The following is a 20361-nucleotide window of genomic DNA, read 5'->3' as shown; positions in this document are numbered from 1 at the left end:
TATTTGCGGCCCTTTGCGGTGTATTCAGGGACGTAACCAAATGCCTGCTTATGAAACGATACTTTACCATTTGTCTGATCGGATTGATCAGCGTGTTCGCTACGCTGGAAGTAGTGGCACAAAAACGAAGTCCAGGAGATAAAACCACACCGAGTGGAAAGTCTTCCAATGATAGCCACACGAGTTGGAATCCTTCCGGCGATAGCAAAAAGGGGGGGACGTCTTCCCAGGATAGCAAAAAGTCTTCCAAGAATAGCAAGAAAGGTGGGAAGTCTTCGAAAGATAACCACAAGGGAGGGAAGCCTTCCAATGACGGTCACTCCGGTGGGAAACCTTCCAGTGGAGGTCATACTTCCTGTGCTATCCATCCGAACTCTAACTGTGATGGCCGTCATACTTGTACGGTCCATCCTAACTGTAATGGGCAGCATACTTGTCCGATCCACCCCAGCTGTAATGGCCAACACGGTGGTGGTCAACCAGGCGGCGGTCACCCTGGTGGCGGTCACCCTGGTGGCGGCCAACCTGGTGGTGGCCAACCCGGCGGCGGTCACCCTACCTGCGACAACAACAGCTATTCGACGGTGATTGTAAAGCAAGAGCCCATCTCAGAAACGTGCACGGAGTATGAAGTCAAGGTTTCCTATAACGGCACCCGGACATTTGGTCTTTCGCATTACGTCATGGGCTTTCCCTGTGGCGAATTAAAAGACGTTAGCAATTCGGAACATTGGAAACAGGTTTTTGGAAAAGACCCCACGACCGGTGTCTATGGCCTGAAGATCGACAACATATCCGGTTTCGGAGATGGTCGTCCCGCCGATTTCACGATAAAGTTTACCTGGTGTTCAGACAATACCTGCAACAAGACGCTGGGCACAGTTGCCTATAAATATGGTAATTGCGTGGATTATGACACGCTTTCCCATCCCGTGCCCCCCGATACCACGCAAACCTGTTCGACACTCCTGGCTACTTTGCAAAAGACAAACGTAACCTGTTCCGCCAGTGCAGACGGACAAGTGGGAGCCACGATCCAGGATGGACAAGCTCCCATTACATATTCGTGGTCGACGGGCGCTACTACACCGTCCATACAAAATCTTACGGCGGGAATGTATAGCGTCACCATTACGGATGCCAAAGGAAATACCCTTACGCTGCATGAGACCGTTTCGGCGCCACCGCCAATCGTCATCACCGAGACGGTGTCGAACCCGGCGTGTAGTGGCGTGGCAAACGGATCGATTACACTTGACGTGACCGGCGGAACAGGAGTGGGTACATACACCTATTTCTGGAGCAACGGCTCAAGCCAGCAAAATCTGACCAACGTACCCAGCGGTTTATACACGGTGACCGTAACCGATTCAACAAATTGCACGGCGCAAAAATCGTTCATGCTGACAAACTCGTCTTTGCTCAGCGCTACGGCTTCGCTGCTCAACCCTTCCTGTTCGCAGGCCAACGGTAGCATCGATCTAACGCCCAACGGCGGCGTCACGCCATACACCTATTCGTGGAGCAACGGGGCAACGACACAAGACATTAACGGCCTTGGCGCGGGAACCTTCACCGTAAAAATAACCGACGCCTTAGGTTGCTCGACGAGCAAAAGCTATACACTGAAGCTCAACAACACCTTATTACTGACCTATGTGGTGACCCCCACCAGTTGCCTTGGCGATACGTTTGGCGCGATCGATCTGTCGATCGTGGGCGGCACATCTCCTTATGTAATTAAATGGGCGGATGGTCCAACCACAGAAGATCGTACAGGACTGGCGGTCGGCATTTATACCGTGACGGTAACCGATGCGGCGGGTTGCAGCACGCAGGCGGCGATTAGTGTTTTCCAAAAACCGCTGACCGTTGCCAGTGAAATCAATCAACCGGTTTGCGCTACCGATCTGGGGTCGATCACCCTTACCGTGAGTGGCGTTCCTCCTTATACATACACCTGGTCGAACGGTGCAACGGGTAGTGCGGTCACGGGTCTTCCCGCCGGATTTTATACCGTCGTCGTAACGGATGCCAGCGGATGTAGCCGTACGCTTTCGTTCCTGATCCTTTCGCCGACAGCGTTGGACGTGAGCGGCGCGGTGAGCAATGCGCAATGTGGGGTCGAAGGATCTTATGGTATCGATCTCTCGGTTATGGGAGGTAAGCCCTTGTATACCTATCTGTGGTCGACAGGTGCAACGACGGAAGATGTTACCGGTCTGAATTCGGGAACCTATTCGGTGACTGTTAAGGATGCAGCGGGTTGCACGGCCACGCGTCAATTCACGGTGGATCCGGTTTCGGTCGGATGGTCTTGCCTCATCACTCCGCCTACCAAACCTGTCGTGTGCGGATCGGCCGGAAATTTACTGTCTACGGCTGTGGCAGGTGCCACCAATTATCTCTGGACGGTAACCAGCACGGACAACAGCTGGGCGATCACGTCGGGAAATGATTCTACTGCGGTTTATACGGCAGGTACTCCCGGCAGCTCGGCAACGTTCACGTTGACGCTTACAAAAAATGGCTGCTCACAAACTTGTTCCTATACCACCAGCACCGCGTGTATACAAAAGGATAACACGGGCGGCGGCGATCCGTCATCCAGCGATCCTTGTTCCACCACCACTACGGTCGCTACTGTGCAGCAGCAAGCGGCGACAGAGGTGCCTGTGGCCAGCGCCACAAAAATACCTTTCGAACTCAACGTCTACCCCAACCCGTTCAAAGACAAGCTGAACTTTGAGTGGACGGCCCCGTACGACGACAATGTTAAGGTCGAGATCCTGGACAAATCAGGCCGCAGCCTGACCACCGTCTACGAAGGCAAAGTGACGAAAGGACAGCACTACAATTTTGAGTGGTCGGCTGCCGGACTCACAGATCACTTCTACTTCTATAAGTATACGTCGTCGAGAAATAAAGACTACGGACAATTGGCGAGGAAGCGATAGCCGTTTTTGAGATCAGATTAGAGACCTGTTAGCCCTGAAAAGCTAACAGGTCTTTTTTTTATCCTGATTTATTTGATGCACATCAAGATTTTACGAGCGTGATCGCGCCCGTGCGATTGTCGAAAACCATTTGTTGAACCGTAATTCCCATCATGACGTCTTCGTCTTGAAGGATATACAAGCACGCTTCAGCCGTTTTTGGAGCCCTTTCGCGGAGAAGCGACTGAGCCCGGTCATAACGGCCACAGGAAGTTGCCTGCAGCATATTGTCGGCTTCTCCATTTTCAAGTTTTTTATAGTCGTTTGTGACCACAACAAATCCTTCGCTTGATACCCGTGATGCAAATCGACGAGGCGTGCGTTCAATAACCACTTGTTCCATGGCTCCGAGCCCGGATAGCAACAGGAGGCAGTCGCTGGCGATCGGTGTCTGCTCTAAGATTCGTTTGGCTTCATCGTAGGATCGTGCTGTAGCCAGGACGTCGCGAAGGAGGAATGAGATCGGAAAGGCGATCTCCGGCTTGTCTTTGCTCAGCACGGCGTTTAGTGTAAGCGAAAAGGCCGCAGGTTTCACACCCGAAAGCGCGCCGATAAAGCCAGGCCATCCTACCGTCTTGAACAACGTTTTGCCGTCTTTCTGAAAATCAAAGATCATGGAATGCTTGCTTAGCAGATCATTATCGGTATGCCAGTCGAGATTTCGACCGTGAAGCGTTGTGTTTTCGGAACGTACCGCGAAGGCGGTGCAACCAAAATAAAACTTCAGGATATCGTAATATAAATTGGCCATGAGCACCTCGTCCTCGCTAAATCGGGAAAAGGATGCTATCGAACGGATCTCTTCTAAATATTCCGGCCGGAGAACGGCCTGTTTATAGTCGCCCAAGGCACTAAATAGGAAAGTGGCCTCTTCAAAATCCTTCAGGTAACAAGCCAGCAATTCGTTCACTTCTGTTTTATAGGCCTCGAGAAATAACCAGCGTTTTTCTGCCGGTAAATCCAGGTCAACGATTTTTTCTTTAATGTCCATGAAAAAAGTTAGCTAAAGAATAGGCTTAACGGGCAAAGACGCATTTTGATTCATGGTCAAATGAAAATCTTCTCAAGCCACTTCAATCTGTATGGATTTCTCCATCGGTACCACGTTAAACGGAAGCTGCACGACAAATTCCGTGTACTGCCCCTGCTCTGACGCTACGGCGATACTTCCGTCCAGTGCCTGTACCGATTTTTGAACGATGTACAACCCAAGCCCGTTGCCCTTTGAGTCGGGATGGCCTTTGAAGAACATGTCGAACAAGCGATGCTGAATGCTGGCGTCCACCCCAATGCCATTGTCGCGAACACTGAACTGAAGTTGATCGTCTTTGATCGTGGCCCGGAACGCCACGCTGGCTCCCTCGGCGTGTTGCATGATGCTATAGACAAGGGCGTTCTCGACCAGGTTGGTGATGACCACGTCGACCAGGTTGGGATAGGAGAAAAAAACAAGATTGGCAGGACAGTCAATCGTAAATTTGACGCGCTTCTCGGTAATGACATTCGAGAAACGTTGTTGTACATTCTCCACGAGATTGAGCAATGTGATGGAGGAATAGCCGGTCGGTTGGTTGATCTCGCTGATGATGCTCAATTTTTTCAAAAGCTTATCCATGCCCTCGGTGGTGTGCACGACGCGTTCTACTAATTCTTTAGGCTCTCCATTGGAGAGGTGAATGGCGATGTTACACAGCCCGATGATCGAACATACAGGCGAACGCAAGTCGTGCGAGGCGCGATATAAAAAGGTGTCGAGCTCCCGGTTGGCTTCCGCAAGCAGTTTGGTGCGGTCCTGGACAATGGCCTCCAGGTTTTCGTTGACACGCCGCACTTCTTCGTTGGCCAGGACAAGGTCTTTCTTTTGTCTTCGCAGGCGGCCGCTGAACGTGATGAGCAAAACAATCAGGATGGCAAAACCGATCACCACGAGCGATATGGCGAAAATCTGTTTCCGGAAAGCGCGTTGTTCTTCCAGGCGCCGGGCCTCGCTTTCGGAGAGTTGGTTCTCCAGCTTTTGGAAATCGAAATACTTTTCCTTGAGGCCGCTGATGATGAGCCGGTAGTCGCTCACGTTTTTATAGAACCGGCTCTCGTTGGAGGCGAGCAATTGTTCGAGGGCGATCAGGTCCGAGAAGAGTGTGGCGCGCGTATTTTCATCGAGGTTCATGAGGCCCTTCTGGAGTTTTTGGTCGATGATCCGGATCTTCTCATCAAACTCGTTTTTCTGGGAGGTAAGACCCTGGCCTTCCAACGTGGCCTTTTTCAAAAGGTTCTTGATGTCTTCGCTCACAAAAGATGAATCGGAGATATTTCCCATGAATACATCCTTTTTATGGCTCGCCGAATCCTGAAGCTGGGTGACCAGCTGATTGAATTTTCCGTCCAGCTTAGCCTTTGTCGCCGCGTCCATGCTTTTTATGGGCACGTTTTTAAAGACAGCATAGAACACGGTGAGCGATTGGATGGAGTCTAAGTTGGCCAGATTGAAATTCTTAAAATAGTCTGTGTTGATCGCCGGATTTTGGGCCGCTGCTTTTTCGGTTGTTGCAGGCGTCTGCGTTGGCGCTTGTGCCACGACAACCGGCTTGATGGCTTCCACCGTGAGCACCGCCTCTTTGGCAGTTTGTTGCAGATCTACAACATCGTAGCCCTTAGCGCTAAACTGGTCGGCCGTGTTTATTTTCTCATCAAGCGCGAGCGGGACTTCAATTTTGCCCGCAGCATCGGTCGTGGCTTGGGCCGTTTTCCTGCCCTTGAAGGTGACCGGGAGGTTGCTCACCGGAACGTTGTTCCGGTCTTTGACGGTTACACTGGCTACCTGGTAGTTCTTCTTGCGGATAACAATTTCCAGGATGCTTTTGCTCAGGTTCCAGGCCGCTGGCTCGTATTGTTCATTCTTTATTTTTATAGTCTTCACCGGGAGGTCCGTCTCCAGCAACTCGACGAACACTTCACCCTTGTTGCCGGTCGAGATGAAGTCCTTGTTGTTGATCGAAACCTCGACATTCTTCAGGGGCTTCAATTGCTCGTCAAAGGTTTTCACCTGGATCAACTGCCGCACCTGCCCGGCGGCGGGGAGAATGGCAAAGGCAATGAGGGTAAGCAAAACCAGGATCGCATTCAGCTTGGTGAACGGATGGGGCAGAGGGGACGTTGAGAGGTGCTTCATATCGCTAGAAGGTGTCTTTTACAAATACAATTTCATGGGCGCCGACTTGCCGCTGATGTCTTGGGACTTCGAACACGACAACGCTTTGTTTCCCATCGGCTCCAACCGCGCGGATAACATATTCGCTAAGATACGGTACCACCACGGAAAAATTTCCATGGTTATCGGTAACGGTTTCAAATACCGTCGTGTTGCGCAAGTTGTCCACGAGATAGATCTTCGTTTGGGGCATAGCGGTGATCGCCGAGTCATCGGTCCAGGCGTGTTCTTTCAATTTAACAATGCCGGCGATGCTAACCGGATAGGTTTGCAGGTCCATGTCAAATTCGTAGAGGTCGTCGTTGAAGCCGCCATTTTTTCTGTTGGACGAAAAGTAGCCGTGGGTATCCTGCTCGTCTACGGTCATGCCGAAATCGTCATAGCTGGTGTTGATCGGGTAGCCCACATTGCGCGGCTCGCTATAGCCGTCGGCTTTGATGGCGGTCTCGAAAATATCAAGGCCGCCCATGCCGGGGTGGCCATTAGACGAAAAATAAAGGGTCCGGTTTTCATGCAGGAAGGGGAAGACTTCGTCATAGGGTGTGTTCACGGTTTCACCGAGGTTTTCCGGCTGTGTCCATTTTCCATCCTCGAACGTAGACCGGTACAAGTCCTTGCCACCCTGACCGCCGCCCATGTCGGATGAAAAATAAAGTACCTTGCCGTCTTCACTGATCGTCGGATCGCTAATGGAATGATACCGGCTGTTGTATGGAAAGGGATCCGTCTCGGTCCATTCGCCGTTTTTCCATTCGGCAAAAAACAGTTGCAGATTCCGATCACCCCCGTGCCCCGTTTCATGCGCAGCCGATATGAAGGCCATCTTTTGCTCCTTGTCATAAAACACTACCGGTCCGGCGTTCAATCGCGAGGCCAGCTCCTTGCTGAAAAGCGATGGCTTATCGTATTGGTGCCCCCCGTTAGCACTCGTGCCGGGCAGGACGCGGGCCGAGTAGATCTTGTAAAAAGGCGCGTTCATGACGGCGTTCACCTTTTCGACAAGCTCGGGCTCTTTCCGGTTCGACATGAACACGATCCGGTTTTTGTAGGGTGTGGCACACAACTCTCCGTATTCCGTGTTCAGCGAAATGGGTCTGACGGCAAAGTGCGAGGAATCTTCGTACAGATATTTGATGTTGCTGAGCCGCCATATCTTTCGCATGGCGAGCTCGTCGTCCTTTTTATTAGACAAGTGCTTTTGGTAGTATTCGATCGCGGCCTTGTAGTTCCCGGTCGCGGCCTGGACTTCCGCATAATAGTAAGTATCACTCCAGGGGAGCGACCGCTTTTCTTTCAAATAACGGCCATAGTAGGTAACGGCGGTCGAATACTCTTTGAGCGAATAATAACACCGTGCAATTCTGAGTTGGACATCCGGGTTCTTTCGGGAGGCTTCCATGTACAGCTTTAAGGCCTCCGTGTAATTTTTGTCCTTATAGTATTTGTCCCCAAGACCTACTTCGCTTCTGAACAATCCGAAAACCGTTTGCTGTCCCTCCGCGGTCTGCACCGCGAGGAGAAGGAGCAACAAAAGTAGGTTCCCGTTTTTCATGATGCGTGTTTGGGTCATCGCGGCGAGGCCACCTTGGTTTCTACGTACTTGAAAAGATATTGTACCATCAGCTCGTGCGAGCCGTTGCTGATCCGGGCGACGTCGCCAATGGCGTGGTCGTAGGCGTATCCGATCTGGAACTGCGGCGTGATCTGCGCCTTTAATAGAAAATCCACCGATTCCCGTTTCCGGTAGGAGAGGCCCAGCGTTAACACTTTGCGATAGATCATGTTGATGTTCACGTCGTAAGAGAAAGGCAATCCTGGAAAATACTTTAACAGTATGGAGGGTTCGTATTCGATGCTTTCGTTTTGCGTGATCCGATATTTTGTGAACAGGAAATAATTGGCGCGACTCAAACGAACCGAAAGCGTATCGCTGAGGGAAAGCGTTTCGGGAAGCAACTGCGGTGCCGACAATCCGACGTGCAACCGGGGACTCCTGAAATAAATGCCCGCCCCAAAGTCAAAGAACGTTTGAGAGACGTTGGCGTATAGGCGGGGATCGTTTGTAACACCCCCGATCAGGGAAGCATAGTCCGAACGGGTATTGTGCACGCCGGCCTGCAGCCCCAACGACAGGAATGATTTTTTGCCGACCTGCAGGTGATAGGCATAGTCGGTTAGCGCACTCAGGTTTTTGTGAACACCATACTGATCGTTCACGAGGGTGGCACCCAACCCGAAATGTTTTTTCTTGAACAGCGTGTGTCCCGAAAGCGTTTGCGTGGTGGGTGCATCGTCGACACCGCTCCATTGTCTTCGATCGATAAACGTAAGACTCAGGGCCTCATCGGCACCGGCATAGGCGGGATTGATGACCAGGTTGTTGAACATATACTGGCTGAACTGCACCTTTTGTTGGGCCGCGCCCTGCTGAAAAGAAAACATGAGCACCCCCGCCGATAACGCGGCTCTAAAAAAAACATATCGTAGCCGTGTTCCCATACTATCGCAGCAATTCAATAAATCCACTCTTCTTCAAATGCTTCTGCAGAAAATCCACTTCGATGACATAATAATACGTACCCGTGGGTACCTGAACGCCATTCGAGCTCACACCGTTCCAAACCATCGTACTATTGTTATATCCCGAAGCCTGGTAAATGACGCTGCCCCACCGGTCTAAAACAAGCACTTTGTTGCGGGCGAATTTTTCGATGTTCACAACGATCCAGTCATCATTTTGCCCATCGCCGTCGGGCGTTACCACCTTGGTGACTTCAATCTCCAGTTCTTCATAATCCACGATGACGTTGAAGTTGCAGGTTATCGTTTTACCTGCGTCGTTCGCGGCGGTATAGACTACCGGTGTTGTACCCACGGAAAACGTTTCACCCGGTTCATGCGAACCCGTGAGCGACAAGTCCCCGCACCGCGTTGTAGCGGTCGGCGGTTCCCAACTCACGACCACCTGTCCTGACTCGCCGCATCTCGCATATACATCGCTGGGGCATCCGGCAAATGTTGGCAGCTCCTCATTCCGCACCGTCACATTGAAGCGGCAAACCGACGCATTGCCATAGATGTCGGTGGCGGTATACACGACTTCGACGGTGCCGATATCAAATCTTTCACCGGGCTGATGCGTACTGACTACGCTCACGCTGCAGTTGTCCGAAGCCGTTGGCGATGTCCAATTCACGACCGCCCCACAGGAGTTGTCGGCCGCGACTGAAATTTGAGCGGGGCAATTTTGAAATACGGGTGGCGTAGTATCCTCAACGGTCACGGCAAACGAACATGTGGCAACGTTGCCCGCGACGTCGGTTGCCTTGTAGGTTACCGTGGTGGTGCCAGCGGCAAAGAAGTCGCCGGGGGCGTGGTCACTTGTCAGCGTGAGCGTTCCCGTGCAATTGTCGGTCACGGCAGGTGCGATCCAATTTACGTTTGCGCCACAACCCGCGCCCACAGCAACCGTGAAGTCGACCGGACAATTGCTGAACACGGGCGCGATGGCGTCGCGCACAATCACGTTGAAGGAACACGTGGTCACGTTGCCCGCGGGATCGGTAGCGGTGTAGATAACCGGCGTAGTCCCCTGCGGGAAAGTTTCGCCTGGATTGTGATTGCTGGTGAGCGTAAAGGAACAGTTATCCTTCGCCACGGGCGGGTTCCAGGTTGCCACGGCCTGGCAAGAAGCATCGGCCGCTACAGTAACAGCCGTTGGACAACCGGTGAACACGGGTGCAGTATTGTCATTGACCGTCACGCTGAAGGAACACGTGGTGGTGTTCCCCGCTACGTCTGTCGCGGTGTAGGTTACCGTGGTCACCCCGATGGGGAACACGTCGCCGGGATTAAAATTACTGGTCACAGCGGGCGTTGCCGTACAATTGTCACCTGCCGTGAGAGCGACCCACGATACGGTCGCGTCGCAAGACGTGGCGCTGGCAGAAGCAACAATGTTGGAAGGACAACTTGTAAACGTCGGGTTGATGTGGTCTTCTACCGTAACGGTAAACGAGCACGTTTCTTTGTTACCTGCCGCATCGGTTGCCTCATACGTAACGGTATGCACACCCACCGTGAAGGCGTCTCCCGAATTGAAGTTGCTGCTGAGGCCCGGCGTGGCGTCGCAGTTGTCGGTAACAGTGGGCAGCACCCAAGTCGCTACCGCCGTACATGACGTGACGTCTGTCGGCAACGAAATGTTGGCGGGACAATTGGTGAACACGGGTTTGGTGCCATCCGTCACCGTCACCGTAAAAGAACAAGTATTCTGATTGCCATGGCCATCGTCGGCCGTGTAAGTAATGATGTGCGCGCCCAACGCAAAGGTTGCGCCCGGCGCATCGGGACTGGTCGGCGTGATAGACCCGGCACAATTGTCGGTAGCCGTCGGCGGTGTCCACGTCACCACGGCGTTGCAGGTCGCGGGGTCGACGGGCACCGAAAAGTCTGCAGGACAGCCGGAGAATACAGGAGGTGTGTTGTCGGTGACGGTCACGATAAAGGAGCACGTGCTTTGGTTTCCATGGCCATCGTCGGCTGTGTAGGCAATGGTATGCGTGCCCAGCGCAAAGGTTGCTCCGGGTGCATCGGGACTGGTCGGCGTGATTGGCCCGCAGTTGTCTGTCGCGGTGGGCGGCGTCCAATTCACGACGGCGTCACAGGTAGCGGGATCTACGGATACTGAAAAGTCTGCGGGACAACCGGCGAATATCGGCGGTGTGTCATCGGTTACGGTTACAATAAAAGAACAGGTGCTTTGGTTTCCATGACCATCGTCTGCCGTGTAGGTAATGGTATGTACGCCCAACGCAAACGTTGCTCCGGGCGCATCGGGACTGGTCGGCGTGAGCGGCCCGCAGTTGTCTGTAGCGGTGGGGGGCGTCCAATTCACGACGGCGTCACAGGTAGCGGGATCGACGGATACTGAAAAGTCTGCAGGACAACCGGCGAATACCGGCGGTGTGTTATCGGTGACGGTTACGACAAAAGAACAAGTACTCAGATTGCCATGACCATCGTCTGCTGTGTAGGTAATGGTATGTGCGCCCAGCGCGAAGGTTGCTCCCGGAGCATCAGGACTCGTGGGAACAAGCGATCCAGCACAATTGTCCGTAGCCGTTGGCGGCGTCCAGTTCACGACGGCGTCGCAGGAACCTGGATCGGCGGATACTGAAAAATCCGCAGGACAACCGGCAAATACGGGTGGTGTGTTATCGGTGACCGTCACAATAAAAGAACAGGTACTCAGATTGCCATGGCCATCGTCGGCGGTGTAGGTAATCGTATGTACACCCAGTGCAAAGGTTGCTCCCGGGGCATCGGGGCTGGTCGGGGTGAGTGCTCCCGCGCAATTGTCCGTGGCCGTCGGCGCCGTCCAATTCACGATGGCGTCACAGGTAGCCGGATCGACGGAAACCGAAAAGTCTGTAGGGCAACCTGCTAACACAGGAGGCGTGTTATCCGTGACCGTGACGACAAAAGAACAAGTACTCAGGTTGCCATGGCCGTCATCGGCGGTGTAGGTAATCGTATGTGCACCCAACGTAAAGGTTGCTCCCGGCGAATCGGGACTGGTCGGGATGACAGACCCCGCACAATTATCAGTCGCAGTCGGAGGCGTCCAGTTCACGACGGCGTCACAGGTAGCTGGATCGGTGGAAACCGAAAAGTCTGTGGGACAACCCACCAACACCGGGGCCGTGTTATCGGTTACGGTTACGACAAAAGAACAAGTACTCAGGTTGCCATGGCCATCATCGGCGGTGTAGGTAATCGTATGTGCGCCTAACGCAAAGGTTGCTCCCGGCGCATCGGGACTGGTCGGGGTGATAGATCCGGCACAAATGTCTGTTGCCGTCGGCGGCGTCCAGTTCACGATCGCGTCACACGTAGTGGGGTTGACAGATACTGAAAAGTCAGCAGGACACCCGGCGAATACCGGTGCGGTGTTATCGGTTACGTTTACAACAAAGGAACAAGTACTCAGATTGCCATGACCATCGTCGGCTGTGTAGGTAATGGTATGTGCGCCCAACGCGAAGGTTGCACCCGGTGCATCGGGACTAGTCGGTGTGATTGACCCAGCACAATTGTCTGTTGCCGTGGGAGGCGTCCAGTTCACGATGGCGTCACAGGTAGCCGGATCGACGGCTACCGAAAAGTCTGCAGGACACCCGGCGAATACCGGTGCGGTGTTATCCGTGACGGTTACGATAAAAGAACAAGTACTCAGATTGCCACTGCCGTCGTCGGCCGTGTAGGTAATGGTATGCGCGCCCAACGCAAAGGTTGCTCCCGGCGCATCGGGACTGGTCGGCGTGATAGATCCAACACAATTGTCCGTGGCCGTCGGCGGCGTCCAGTTCACGACCGCGTCACAAGTAGCGGGGTTAACGGATACTGAAAAGTCTGCAGGACAACCGGCAAATACCGGTGCCGTGTTATCAGTTACGGTTAGCACAAAAGAACAAGTGCTTTGGTTTCCATTGCCATCGTCGGCGGTGTAGGTAATCGTATGTGCACCCAAGGCAAAAGTTGCTCCCGGCGCATCAGGACTAGTCGGCGTGATAGATCCGGCACAATTGTCTGTTGCCGTTGGTGGCGTCCAGTTCACGACAGCGTCACAGGTAGTGGGGTTAACAGATACTGAAAAGTCTGTAGGGCACCCGGCCAATACCGGCGCTGTGTTATCGGTTACGGTTACAACAAAAGAACAAGTATTCAGATTGCCATTGCCATCATCGGCCGTGTAGGTAATGGTATGTGCGCCCAGCGCAAAGGTTGCTCCCGGTGCATCGGGACTGGTCGGCGCGATAGACCCGGCACAGTTATCCGTAGCCGTGGGTGGCGTCCAGTTCACGACGGCGTCACAGGTAGTAGGGTTAACGGATACTGAAAAGTCTGCAGGGCACCCGGCGAATACCGGTGCGGTGTTATCGGTCACGGTTACAACAAAAGAACAAGTACTCTGATTGCCATTGCCGTCATCGGCCGTGTAGGTAATGGTGTGCGCGCCCAGCGCAAAGGTTGCTCCCGGTGCATCGGGGCTGGTCGGCGTGATCGGTCCAGCACAGTTGTCTGTCGCCGTCGGCGGTGTCCAGTTCACGATCGCGTCACAAGTAGAGGGGTTGACCGATACTGAAAAGTCTGTGGGACACCCGGCGAATACCGGCGCGGTGTTGTCGGTGACGGTCACCACAAAAGAACACGTGCTTTGGTTTCCATTGCCGTCGTCGGCGGTGTAGGTAATGGTGTGTGCGCCTAACCCAAAGGTTGCCCCCGGAGCATCGGGGCTGGTCGGCGTGATAGACACAGCACAATTGTCGGTGGCGGTGGGCGGCGTCCAGTTCACGACAGCATCACAGGTAGTGGGGTTTACCGATACGGAAAAGTCAGTAGGACACCCGGCCAATACGGGCGCTGTATTATCGGTGACCGTCACAATGAAAGAACAAGTGCTCTGATTGCCATTGCCATCGTTGGCCGTGTAGGTAATGGTATGGGCGCCCAGCGCAAAGGTTGCTCCCGGTGCATCGGGACTGGTCGGGGTAATCGATCCGGCGCAGTTGTCGGTCGCCGTGGGCGGCGTCCAGTTCACAACAGCATCGCAGGTAGTGGGGTTGACCGATACGGAAAAGTCTGCGGGACATCCAACCAATACGGGTGCTGTGTTATCGGTGACGGTTACCACAAAAGAACACGTGCTTTGGTTTCCATTGCCGTCATCGGCGGTGTAGGTAATGGTATGTGGGCCCAATGCAAATGTCGCTCCCGGAGTGTCGGGGCTGGTCGGGGTGATCGGTCCAACACAGTTGTCTGTAGCCGTCGGCGCCGTCCAGTTCACGACCGCGTCACAAGTAGTGGGTTTGACCGATACGGAAAAGTCTGCGGGACACCCGGCGAATACCGGTGCGGTGTTGTCGGTGACGGTCACCACAAAAGAACACGTGCTTTGGTTTCCATTGCCATCGTCGGCCGTGTAGGTAACCGTATGTGTGCCCAAGGCAAAGGTTGCGCCAGGTGTATCGGGACTGGTCGGTGTGATAGACCCGGCACAATTGTCCGTGGCCGTTGGCGGTGTCCAGTTCACTACGGCATCACAGGTAGTGGGATTGACGGATACCGAAAAGTCTGTAGGGCACCCGGCGAGTACCGGGGCCGTGTTGTCCGTTACGGTTACGACAAAAGAACAGGTGCTTTGATTACCCCGGCCATCGTTGGCGGTGTAGGTAATGGTGTGCGGGCCTAGTGCAAAGGTTGACCCCGGAACATTGGGACTGGTCGGCGTGATAACGCCCCCACAGTTGTCCGTAGCGGTGGGCGCTGTCCAGTTCACGACTGCGTTGCAGGTGACGGGGTTGACGGCTACCGAAAAGTCTGTCGGGCAGCCGGCGAGTACGGGCGGCGTATTGTCGGTCACCGTCACCGTAAATGAACACGTGCTTTGGTTGCCTTCGCTGTCCTGGGCGGTATAGGTGATGGTGTGTGGGCCCAGCCCAAGGGTTGTTCCTGAAGTGCTGGGGCTGGTCGGCGTGATGGCCCCATCGCAGTTGTCCGTGGCGGTGGGTGGTGTCCAGTTCACGACCGCGTTGCAGGTGGTGGGATTGACGGGTACCGAAAAACTGGCGGGACACCCCGCAAATACGGGCGCCGTTTGGTCGCGGACCCTGACGTTAAAGGAACAATTTTGTGTGTTGCCGTAATTATCCGTCGCGGTATACTTGACGACGGTGGTACCTACCGGGAAAAAATCGCCCGGGTTATGGTCGGGGATCACGCTGGCCACGGCGCAGTTGTCGGTTACCGTCGGGGCTGTCCAGGTGACATTCGTGCCGCAGGCTGAGGCATCGGCGGGCACGTCGACGTTCGGTGGGCAAGAGGTAAAGTTCGGGGGCGTGCTCTCCATGTTCAGACAGCAAATGGGCGCGCCACCCACGCTCTCACCGCCGGTCACCGTAAAGTTGCCAAAGGTGGTCCCGATCTTTACCTGGTTCGTACAAGAGGTGTTGATATTGGCCAGTACCAGCAGCGTGGTGCGGATGGTCACTTGATTGCCCACAAACGGATTCCCGGCGCCGGCAGAACTTTGCACGGTGAATGTACTGCCGGGAAGTAAAAGCAAGCCGGTGTAGATATTACCACCCCCGTCCTGGACGTCTACGGTGAGGCCCAACAGACCGGTGAACTGCACGGTCATTTTTGTAAGCCCGACCGTACATCCGCAGGTGGTTATCGGCGGGCAGCTGCAACCCTGTCCATAGACGTTCCACTGACCCAAAATGACCAGCAACAGCCCCAGAAAGAGCGCTTTTCGTCTTTTTACAAAGTCAACCGATAGCATATTTTCAGTGCGTAACCCGTCTTATACCCGCGAAAGGCACTTTTTGGATTTTTCATTCGGACCCCGACCTTACTTCCCACATCTCTTAGCAAAAAAGCGCCCTGAAGCGAACACTAAGCGATACTGTCAAAAAATAAAATCGTAAGTTAGTGATTTTCACTATACTGGCAAGGCTATAGTAAAGTTATTATTCACCTGTCTGACCGCCTTGGCAAACGCTGCAAATCCTGTTTTGAGACCGGTTTGAGACACTGTGGGAACGGGCCTTTTCCGGGCCCTTTTGGAGAGCTCGGTGAAACCTGTCCCGGTGCTATTCATACGACTGCACCGGGATAGGTAAATCACAGATTTAGAGGGACTAAGAGGGGATTGGGCTATTCGTTCCGCAAGGAATTCACGGGGTTGGCAACGGCTGCCCTGATGGACTGGAAGCTTACGGTGATCAGGGCGATCGCGATCGAAGCCAGACCCGCAATGGCGAATATCCACCACGATATTTCAATGCGATAGGCAAAGCTGTTCAACCACTGCCCCGCGGCATACCAGGCCACCGGCACGGCGATGACGATAGCAAAAGCGATGAGCTTCAGAAAATCTTTTGAGAGCAACGCAATGATACTGGTCACCGTGGCGCCGAGCACTTTGCGCACGCCGATCTCTTTGGTCCGCTGCTCGGCCATGAAGGCGGCCAATCCGAACAGCCCGAGGCTGGCAATGAAAATGGCGAGCGATGCCAGGCACCCGATAATGGTCTGCGTTTGTTGTTCGGCCTGGTAAAGCTTTTGAAAATCCTGGTCCATGAACGTATAGCGGAAGGGACTGTCGAGTCCGAGTTGTTTCCACTGATGTTCGATACGGCTCACGGTGGCCGGTACATCGTCGCCTTTGATCTTCAGGGTAATGTAGCTGTACCAGTCAGGAACGATGTGAATGATGAGCGGTTCGATCTTCAGGTGCAGCGAGGAAAAATTAAAGTCTTTCACCACCCCGATCACCTTTCCCTTTTTTCCGAGACCCCAGTCGATTTTTTTTCCAATAGCCCCTTCGGGCGATCCCCAGTTGAACTGCTTGACGGCCGACTCGTTCACGATGAACGCCTCGGTTTCGTCGGTGGCGATGTCGCGGGAGAAATTCCTTCCGGCCAGCACGGGGATCCGGAAGTTCGGGATGAAATCGGCGTCTACGCTGATCGTTGCTTCCGAGGTGATCTCGTTATCCTGCGCGCCTTCGGGAAGCATGGCAATGTTGCTCATGTCGTCGCTAAAGGTAAAGCTCGTCACGGTCGTGTTCAGCACACCCGGTGCTTTCGCCATCTCTTCGCTGATGAGCTTATATTTTGATTGGATAGAACTTCGCATGGAAAGTTGCAGGGTCTGCTCCTTGTCGATGCCGAGATTTTGGGTTTGCATGAATTCCACCTGGCGGAAGATCAGGATCGTGCCGGCGATGAGCATGATCGACATCGAGAACTGGAACACGACCAATCCTTTGCGCAGCAGGTTGCTTTCTTTCCCCTGGCGCGCATAGTTCTTCATGGTTTTGATCGGCGAGAACGACGACATGAGCAAGGCCGGGTAAGCTCCAGCCAAGATGCCGATGAGCAAGAAGATGACGATCACCGTGGTGATCACCTCCGGCCGCAGCAGGATCCAGACGCTCATGGTCTTTCCGGTTAACGTGTTGAAGGGCGGGAGCGCCGCGATAACAATGGCCATCGCCAGAATGAAGGCAATGCACGTGAGCAGGAACGATTCGCCCAGCAATTGCACGATCAACTGGCCGCGTCGTGCGCCGATCACTTTGCGCATGCCCAGTTCTTTGGCGCGGTTCACCGACCGGGCCGTGGCCAGGTTCACGTAGTTTGCACAAGCGATGAGTAACACCAGGATGGCAATGATCGAAAAGATGTATACGTATTTGATGTTGCCATTCGGCCCCATGTCATAGGGTGTGGTGGAATGCAGGTGGATGGAGGGGAGGGGTTGAAGAACAAAATCATACCACATGCCGCTGTTCTTCTTTTCCTCGGCCATTTGTTTTTCCAGGAAGGCGGGGAACTTCGCTTCGAGTTGCTTGTGATCATATCCGTCGGGAAGAAGGAGGTAAGTGTAGTAGCCGTTGTTGAACCAGTTGTCCTCCGGTTGGTTGCTCATGGCCGTGATCGTAGAACGCGACATGAGCACGTCGAACTGGATGTGGGAGTTTACGGGAACATCGGCGATGAGGCCGGTGACGGTGAGCGTGATCGTGTCCGACAAGGCCATGGTCTTTCCCAGGGGATCGGTGTTACCGAAATAACGCTTCGCTGCTTTTTCAGTGAGCACGACGGAGTAAGGTTCTGTCAAAGCCTTGTCCGGATTTCCCTTGATCATGGGGAAGGTGAAGATCTGGAACAGCGCAGAATCCGCATACCAGATGTGCGTATCAGGAAATTTCGCATCGCCATACGCCAACTGCCGACTGCTTTTATTGAGGCGCACTATTTTTTGTACTTCCGGAAAATTCTGCAACAATGCCGGACCCATCGGGGGAGAGGTCACCGTCTGTGGCCGCACTTCGCGGGGAAGGTGTAGCAGCTCCGTTAGCCGGAAGATGCGACCGGCCTTCGCATGAAACCGGTCATAGCTCAACTCATCCAGCACATACAGTGTGATGAGAATGCAAGTGCTGATCCCGATGGTAAGTCCCAGGATGTTGATAAAGCTGAACGCTTTGCTTTTCAAGAGGGTGCGGAACGTGACTTTGAGATAATTCCGGAACATGGCGTATGAGTTTAGTTTGGCGATTTTGAAATGGATTAGCGATGGGATTTTCCAACCCCACAGACCTTTCTCGGCCAAGACTATGCCATGAGCAAACTTGTCGGATTGGGCCTTATTTAGGGCGATTTTGAAGATCTACATGTTCCTTTCCGTACAATATCGATCGCGACCGAACGGTTCTCCCCGCTGACCCCAACCCCTCTGATGGCTCAAAAAAAACAGCCTGCAGAAGCCTTGAATTCGAGGAGGCCTTGGTGTGGAAAGTGTAGATCTGATTTTTGAGGTCCACCATACGTTTGTATCTTAGGCTAATCAAAATTTGTATACCTCCAGGGTTGCAAACCTATCACTAAGCCATGGAACGACTAAAAACCGTTGGATTGTATTTTGTCGCCGGACTCGCCTGTCTGGGAATAATCATCATGTACGGCGTTGCAAAAGCCCATACAGAGAATTTCAACTACGTCTTTTTTGGTATCGGCTCCAGCCTTGTTGTGCCGGGTCTTATCGCACTTTACCTTGAATTCAACAAGGCAAAAAGAACAGAAACTTCCGGCCGCGCCAACCTCGCACACTTCAAGACAAACAGCATCCGGATCCCCGTCGATCTCTCTCAATGCACGGTCACGGCAAACACCTGGACCCAAGTCCGCGAAGAAAAAACCAACAAAGAAATCCTGTTCAACGAGCTGATCGGAGATTCCTTCGAAAATCGCGAAACGGACAATATCGCCGTATCCCTCGTAAAATACACCACGACCGTCCAAGGCCAACGCCGCACCTTCACCAGTGCCCCCGTGGCCAAAGACAAAACGACCCTCCTGATGCTCCTCGAAATGCAAAAGGAAACAAACATCTACATCGACCGCGACGGCAAATACTATTACTTTGATTTAGAGTTCCTAGAAAAATAACTCCCTACTGGCTCCTGGCTTCTGGCTCCTAATTTTTCATCGCGATGTCCACCATCATTCCAAGCCCCCTCAGCATGCCGACACGAATAAAAATCCTTCTCCTTTTTCTTCTTACCCCGGCATTTTTTGCCTGTTCCTCAGACGAAACGCCCCTCTCCTGGTCGACCTGGGTTGCAAATGACTCGCCTGTATTTCAAGGACAATTCCCCTTAGTAGGTGATCCTTCCGTGATAAATGAAAATGGAAGCTACCGAATGTTCTACACCGGTTTCGACCCCAACCGCACACCCCAAGGCCCCGAGATTTGCCAGGCTACTTCGACGGACGGTCTAAACTGGACAAACGTGGACGTGAACGATCCGGTCGAAGGCAGGATGTTGTATGCCAACAGCACCGCGTGGAGCAATGCCCACGAAACATGCTTTGCACTAAAATTCAACAACGGTTATTTTCTTTATTTTGTAGGCTACCAGGATACGGGTGGCGGCGTATTTAAATCCGGTCCGGTAAGTCTCGGGCTGGCCACATCGGCGGACGCCAAAAATTTTGAAGCTCAACCTAATCCTGTAGTGATAAGTTCGCCCCAGGGATTTGATCGCGACGCGTTGGATAGTCCTTCCATTATTCACTACCAGGATTCTCTCTTCATGCTATACACGGGGTATTGTTTCACCTCCTGTGGCCCGGTGGCGGCGCGTCTCCTAGCGGCAACTTCCGCTGATGGTGTCACCTGGTTTAAAAAAAGCACGCCCGTCATCGACGCGTCGGAAATTGCGTGGGCGCCGAAGGGTGTCGCCGAGGCTGAAATCGTCGAAGGCCCTGACCATTTCTATTATTTGTTTATGACCTCCGTCGACGAGCCCCATGTGATCGGCGTGGCCAAAGGCAAAACACCGTTTGGCCCATGGGAAGTGAATCCCACACCCATCGTCAAAGCTGATAAATCATTTTCTTCGCGAGGTGCCGTGGCGCCCGGTGTGGTTATTGAAAACAATCGCGTCAGACTTTGGTATCATGGTTTTACGTCCGATAAAATTCAAATAGGATACGCGGAATCAGCATGGCCCATAACGAATTGAGGGCAGGATGGTTTTCGGAACACTAAAAGAAGTCGGGTGGCTGGCGACGGCACCAT

Annotated in this window: 9 protein-coding genes; 3 read left to right on the top strand and 6 right to left on the bottom strand. The window is 53.4% G+C overall.

The features are described 5' to 3' along the window. Positions 1 to 50 precede the first annotated feature (50 nt). Positions 51 to 2957: a SprB repeat-containing protein gene (locus D4L85_RS32735; RefSeq protein WP_160144153.1), complete on the top strand. Its 2907-nt coding sequence runs from the start codon at positions 51 to 53 to the stop codon at positions 2955 to 2957. An 82-nt stretch (positions 2958 to 3039) separates the two neighbouring features. On the opposite strand, the gene D4L85_RS32730 is transcribed toward D4L85_RS32735, so the two are convergent. From D4L85_RS32730 to D4L85_RS32705, 6 genes are all read right to left on the bottom strand, one after another. Then, positions 3040 to 3987: a C45 family autoproteolytic acyltransferase/hydolase gene (locus D4L85_RS32730; RefSeq protein ID WP_119758309.1), complete on the bottom strand. Its 948-nt coding sequence runs from the start codon at positions 3985 to 3987 to the stop codon at positions 3040 to 3042. Positions 3988 to 4059: 72 nt separating this feature from the next. Beyond that, positions 4060 to 6165 (bottom strand): ATP-binding protein, encoded by a 2106-nt coding sequence (locus D4L85_RS32725; RefSeq protein ID WP_119758308.1) that lies wholly within the window; start codon positions 6163 to 6165, stop codon positions 4060 to 4062. A 4-nt stretch (positions 6166 to 6169) separates the two neighbouring features. Beyond that, complete coding sequence (locus D4L85_RS32720) at positions 6170 to 7756, bottom strand: tetratricopeptide repeat protein (protein WP_160144152.1); 1587 nt, start codon at positions 7754 to 7756, stop codon at positions 6170 to 6172. 14 nt (positions 7757 to 7770) lie between these two features. After that, positions 7771 to 8646, bottom strand: coding sequence for a PorP/SprF family type IX secretion system membrane protein (locus tag D4L85_RS32715; protein ID WP_160144151.1), 876 nt, complete (start codon positions 8644 to 8646; stop codon positions 7771 to 7773). 58 nt (positions 8647 to 8704) lie between these two features. Next, on the bottom strand, positions 8705 to 15550 hold the full coding sequence (locus D4L85_RS32710) for an HYR domain-containing protein (protein ID WP_119758305.1): 6846 nt from the start codon (positions 15548 to 15550) through the stop codon (positions 8705 to 8707). Positions 15551 to 15924: 374 nt separating this feature from the next. Next, the gene (locus D4L85_RS32705; protein ID WP_119758304.1) at positions 15925 to 18312 is read right to left on the bottom strand and encodes an ABC transporter permease; all 2388 of its coding nucleotides are present in this window, start codon (positions 18310 to 18312) and stop codon (positions 15925 to 15927) included. Between the two features lie 356 nt (positions 18313 to 18668). Between D4L85_RS32705 and D4L85_RS32695 the strand changes: the two genes are divergently transcribed. Both D4L85_RS32695 and D4L85_RS32690 read left to right on the top strand, forming a co-directional pair. Continuing rightward, a complete protein-coding gene (locus D4L85_RS32695; protein ID WP_160144150.1) occupies positions 18669 to 19226 on the top strand; it encodes a hypothetical protein in 558 nt (185 codons plus the stop codon). Positions 19227 to 19270: 44 nt separating this feature from the next. Continuing rightward, positions 19271 to 20305, top strand: coding sequence for a family 43 glycosylhydrolase (locus tag D4L85_RS32690; protein ID WP_119758301.1), 1035 nt, complete (start codon positions 19271 to 19273; stop codon positions 20303 to 20305). Positions 20306 to 20361 lie beyond the last annotated feature (56 nt).

Source organism: Chryseolinea soli, assembly GCF_003589925.1.
GTDB lineage: Bacteria > Bacteroidota > Bacteroidia > Cytophagales > Cyclobacteriaceae > Chryseolinea > Chryseolinea soli.
This window is presented reverse-complemented; position numbering and strand designations above follow the sequence as displayed.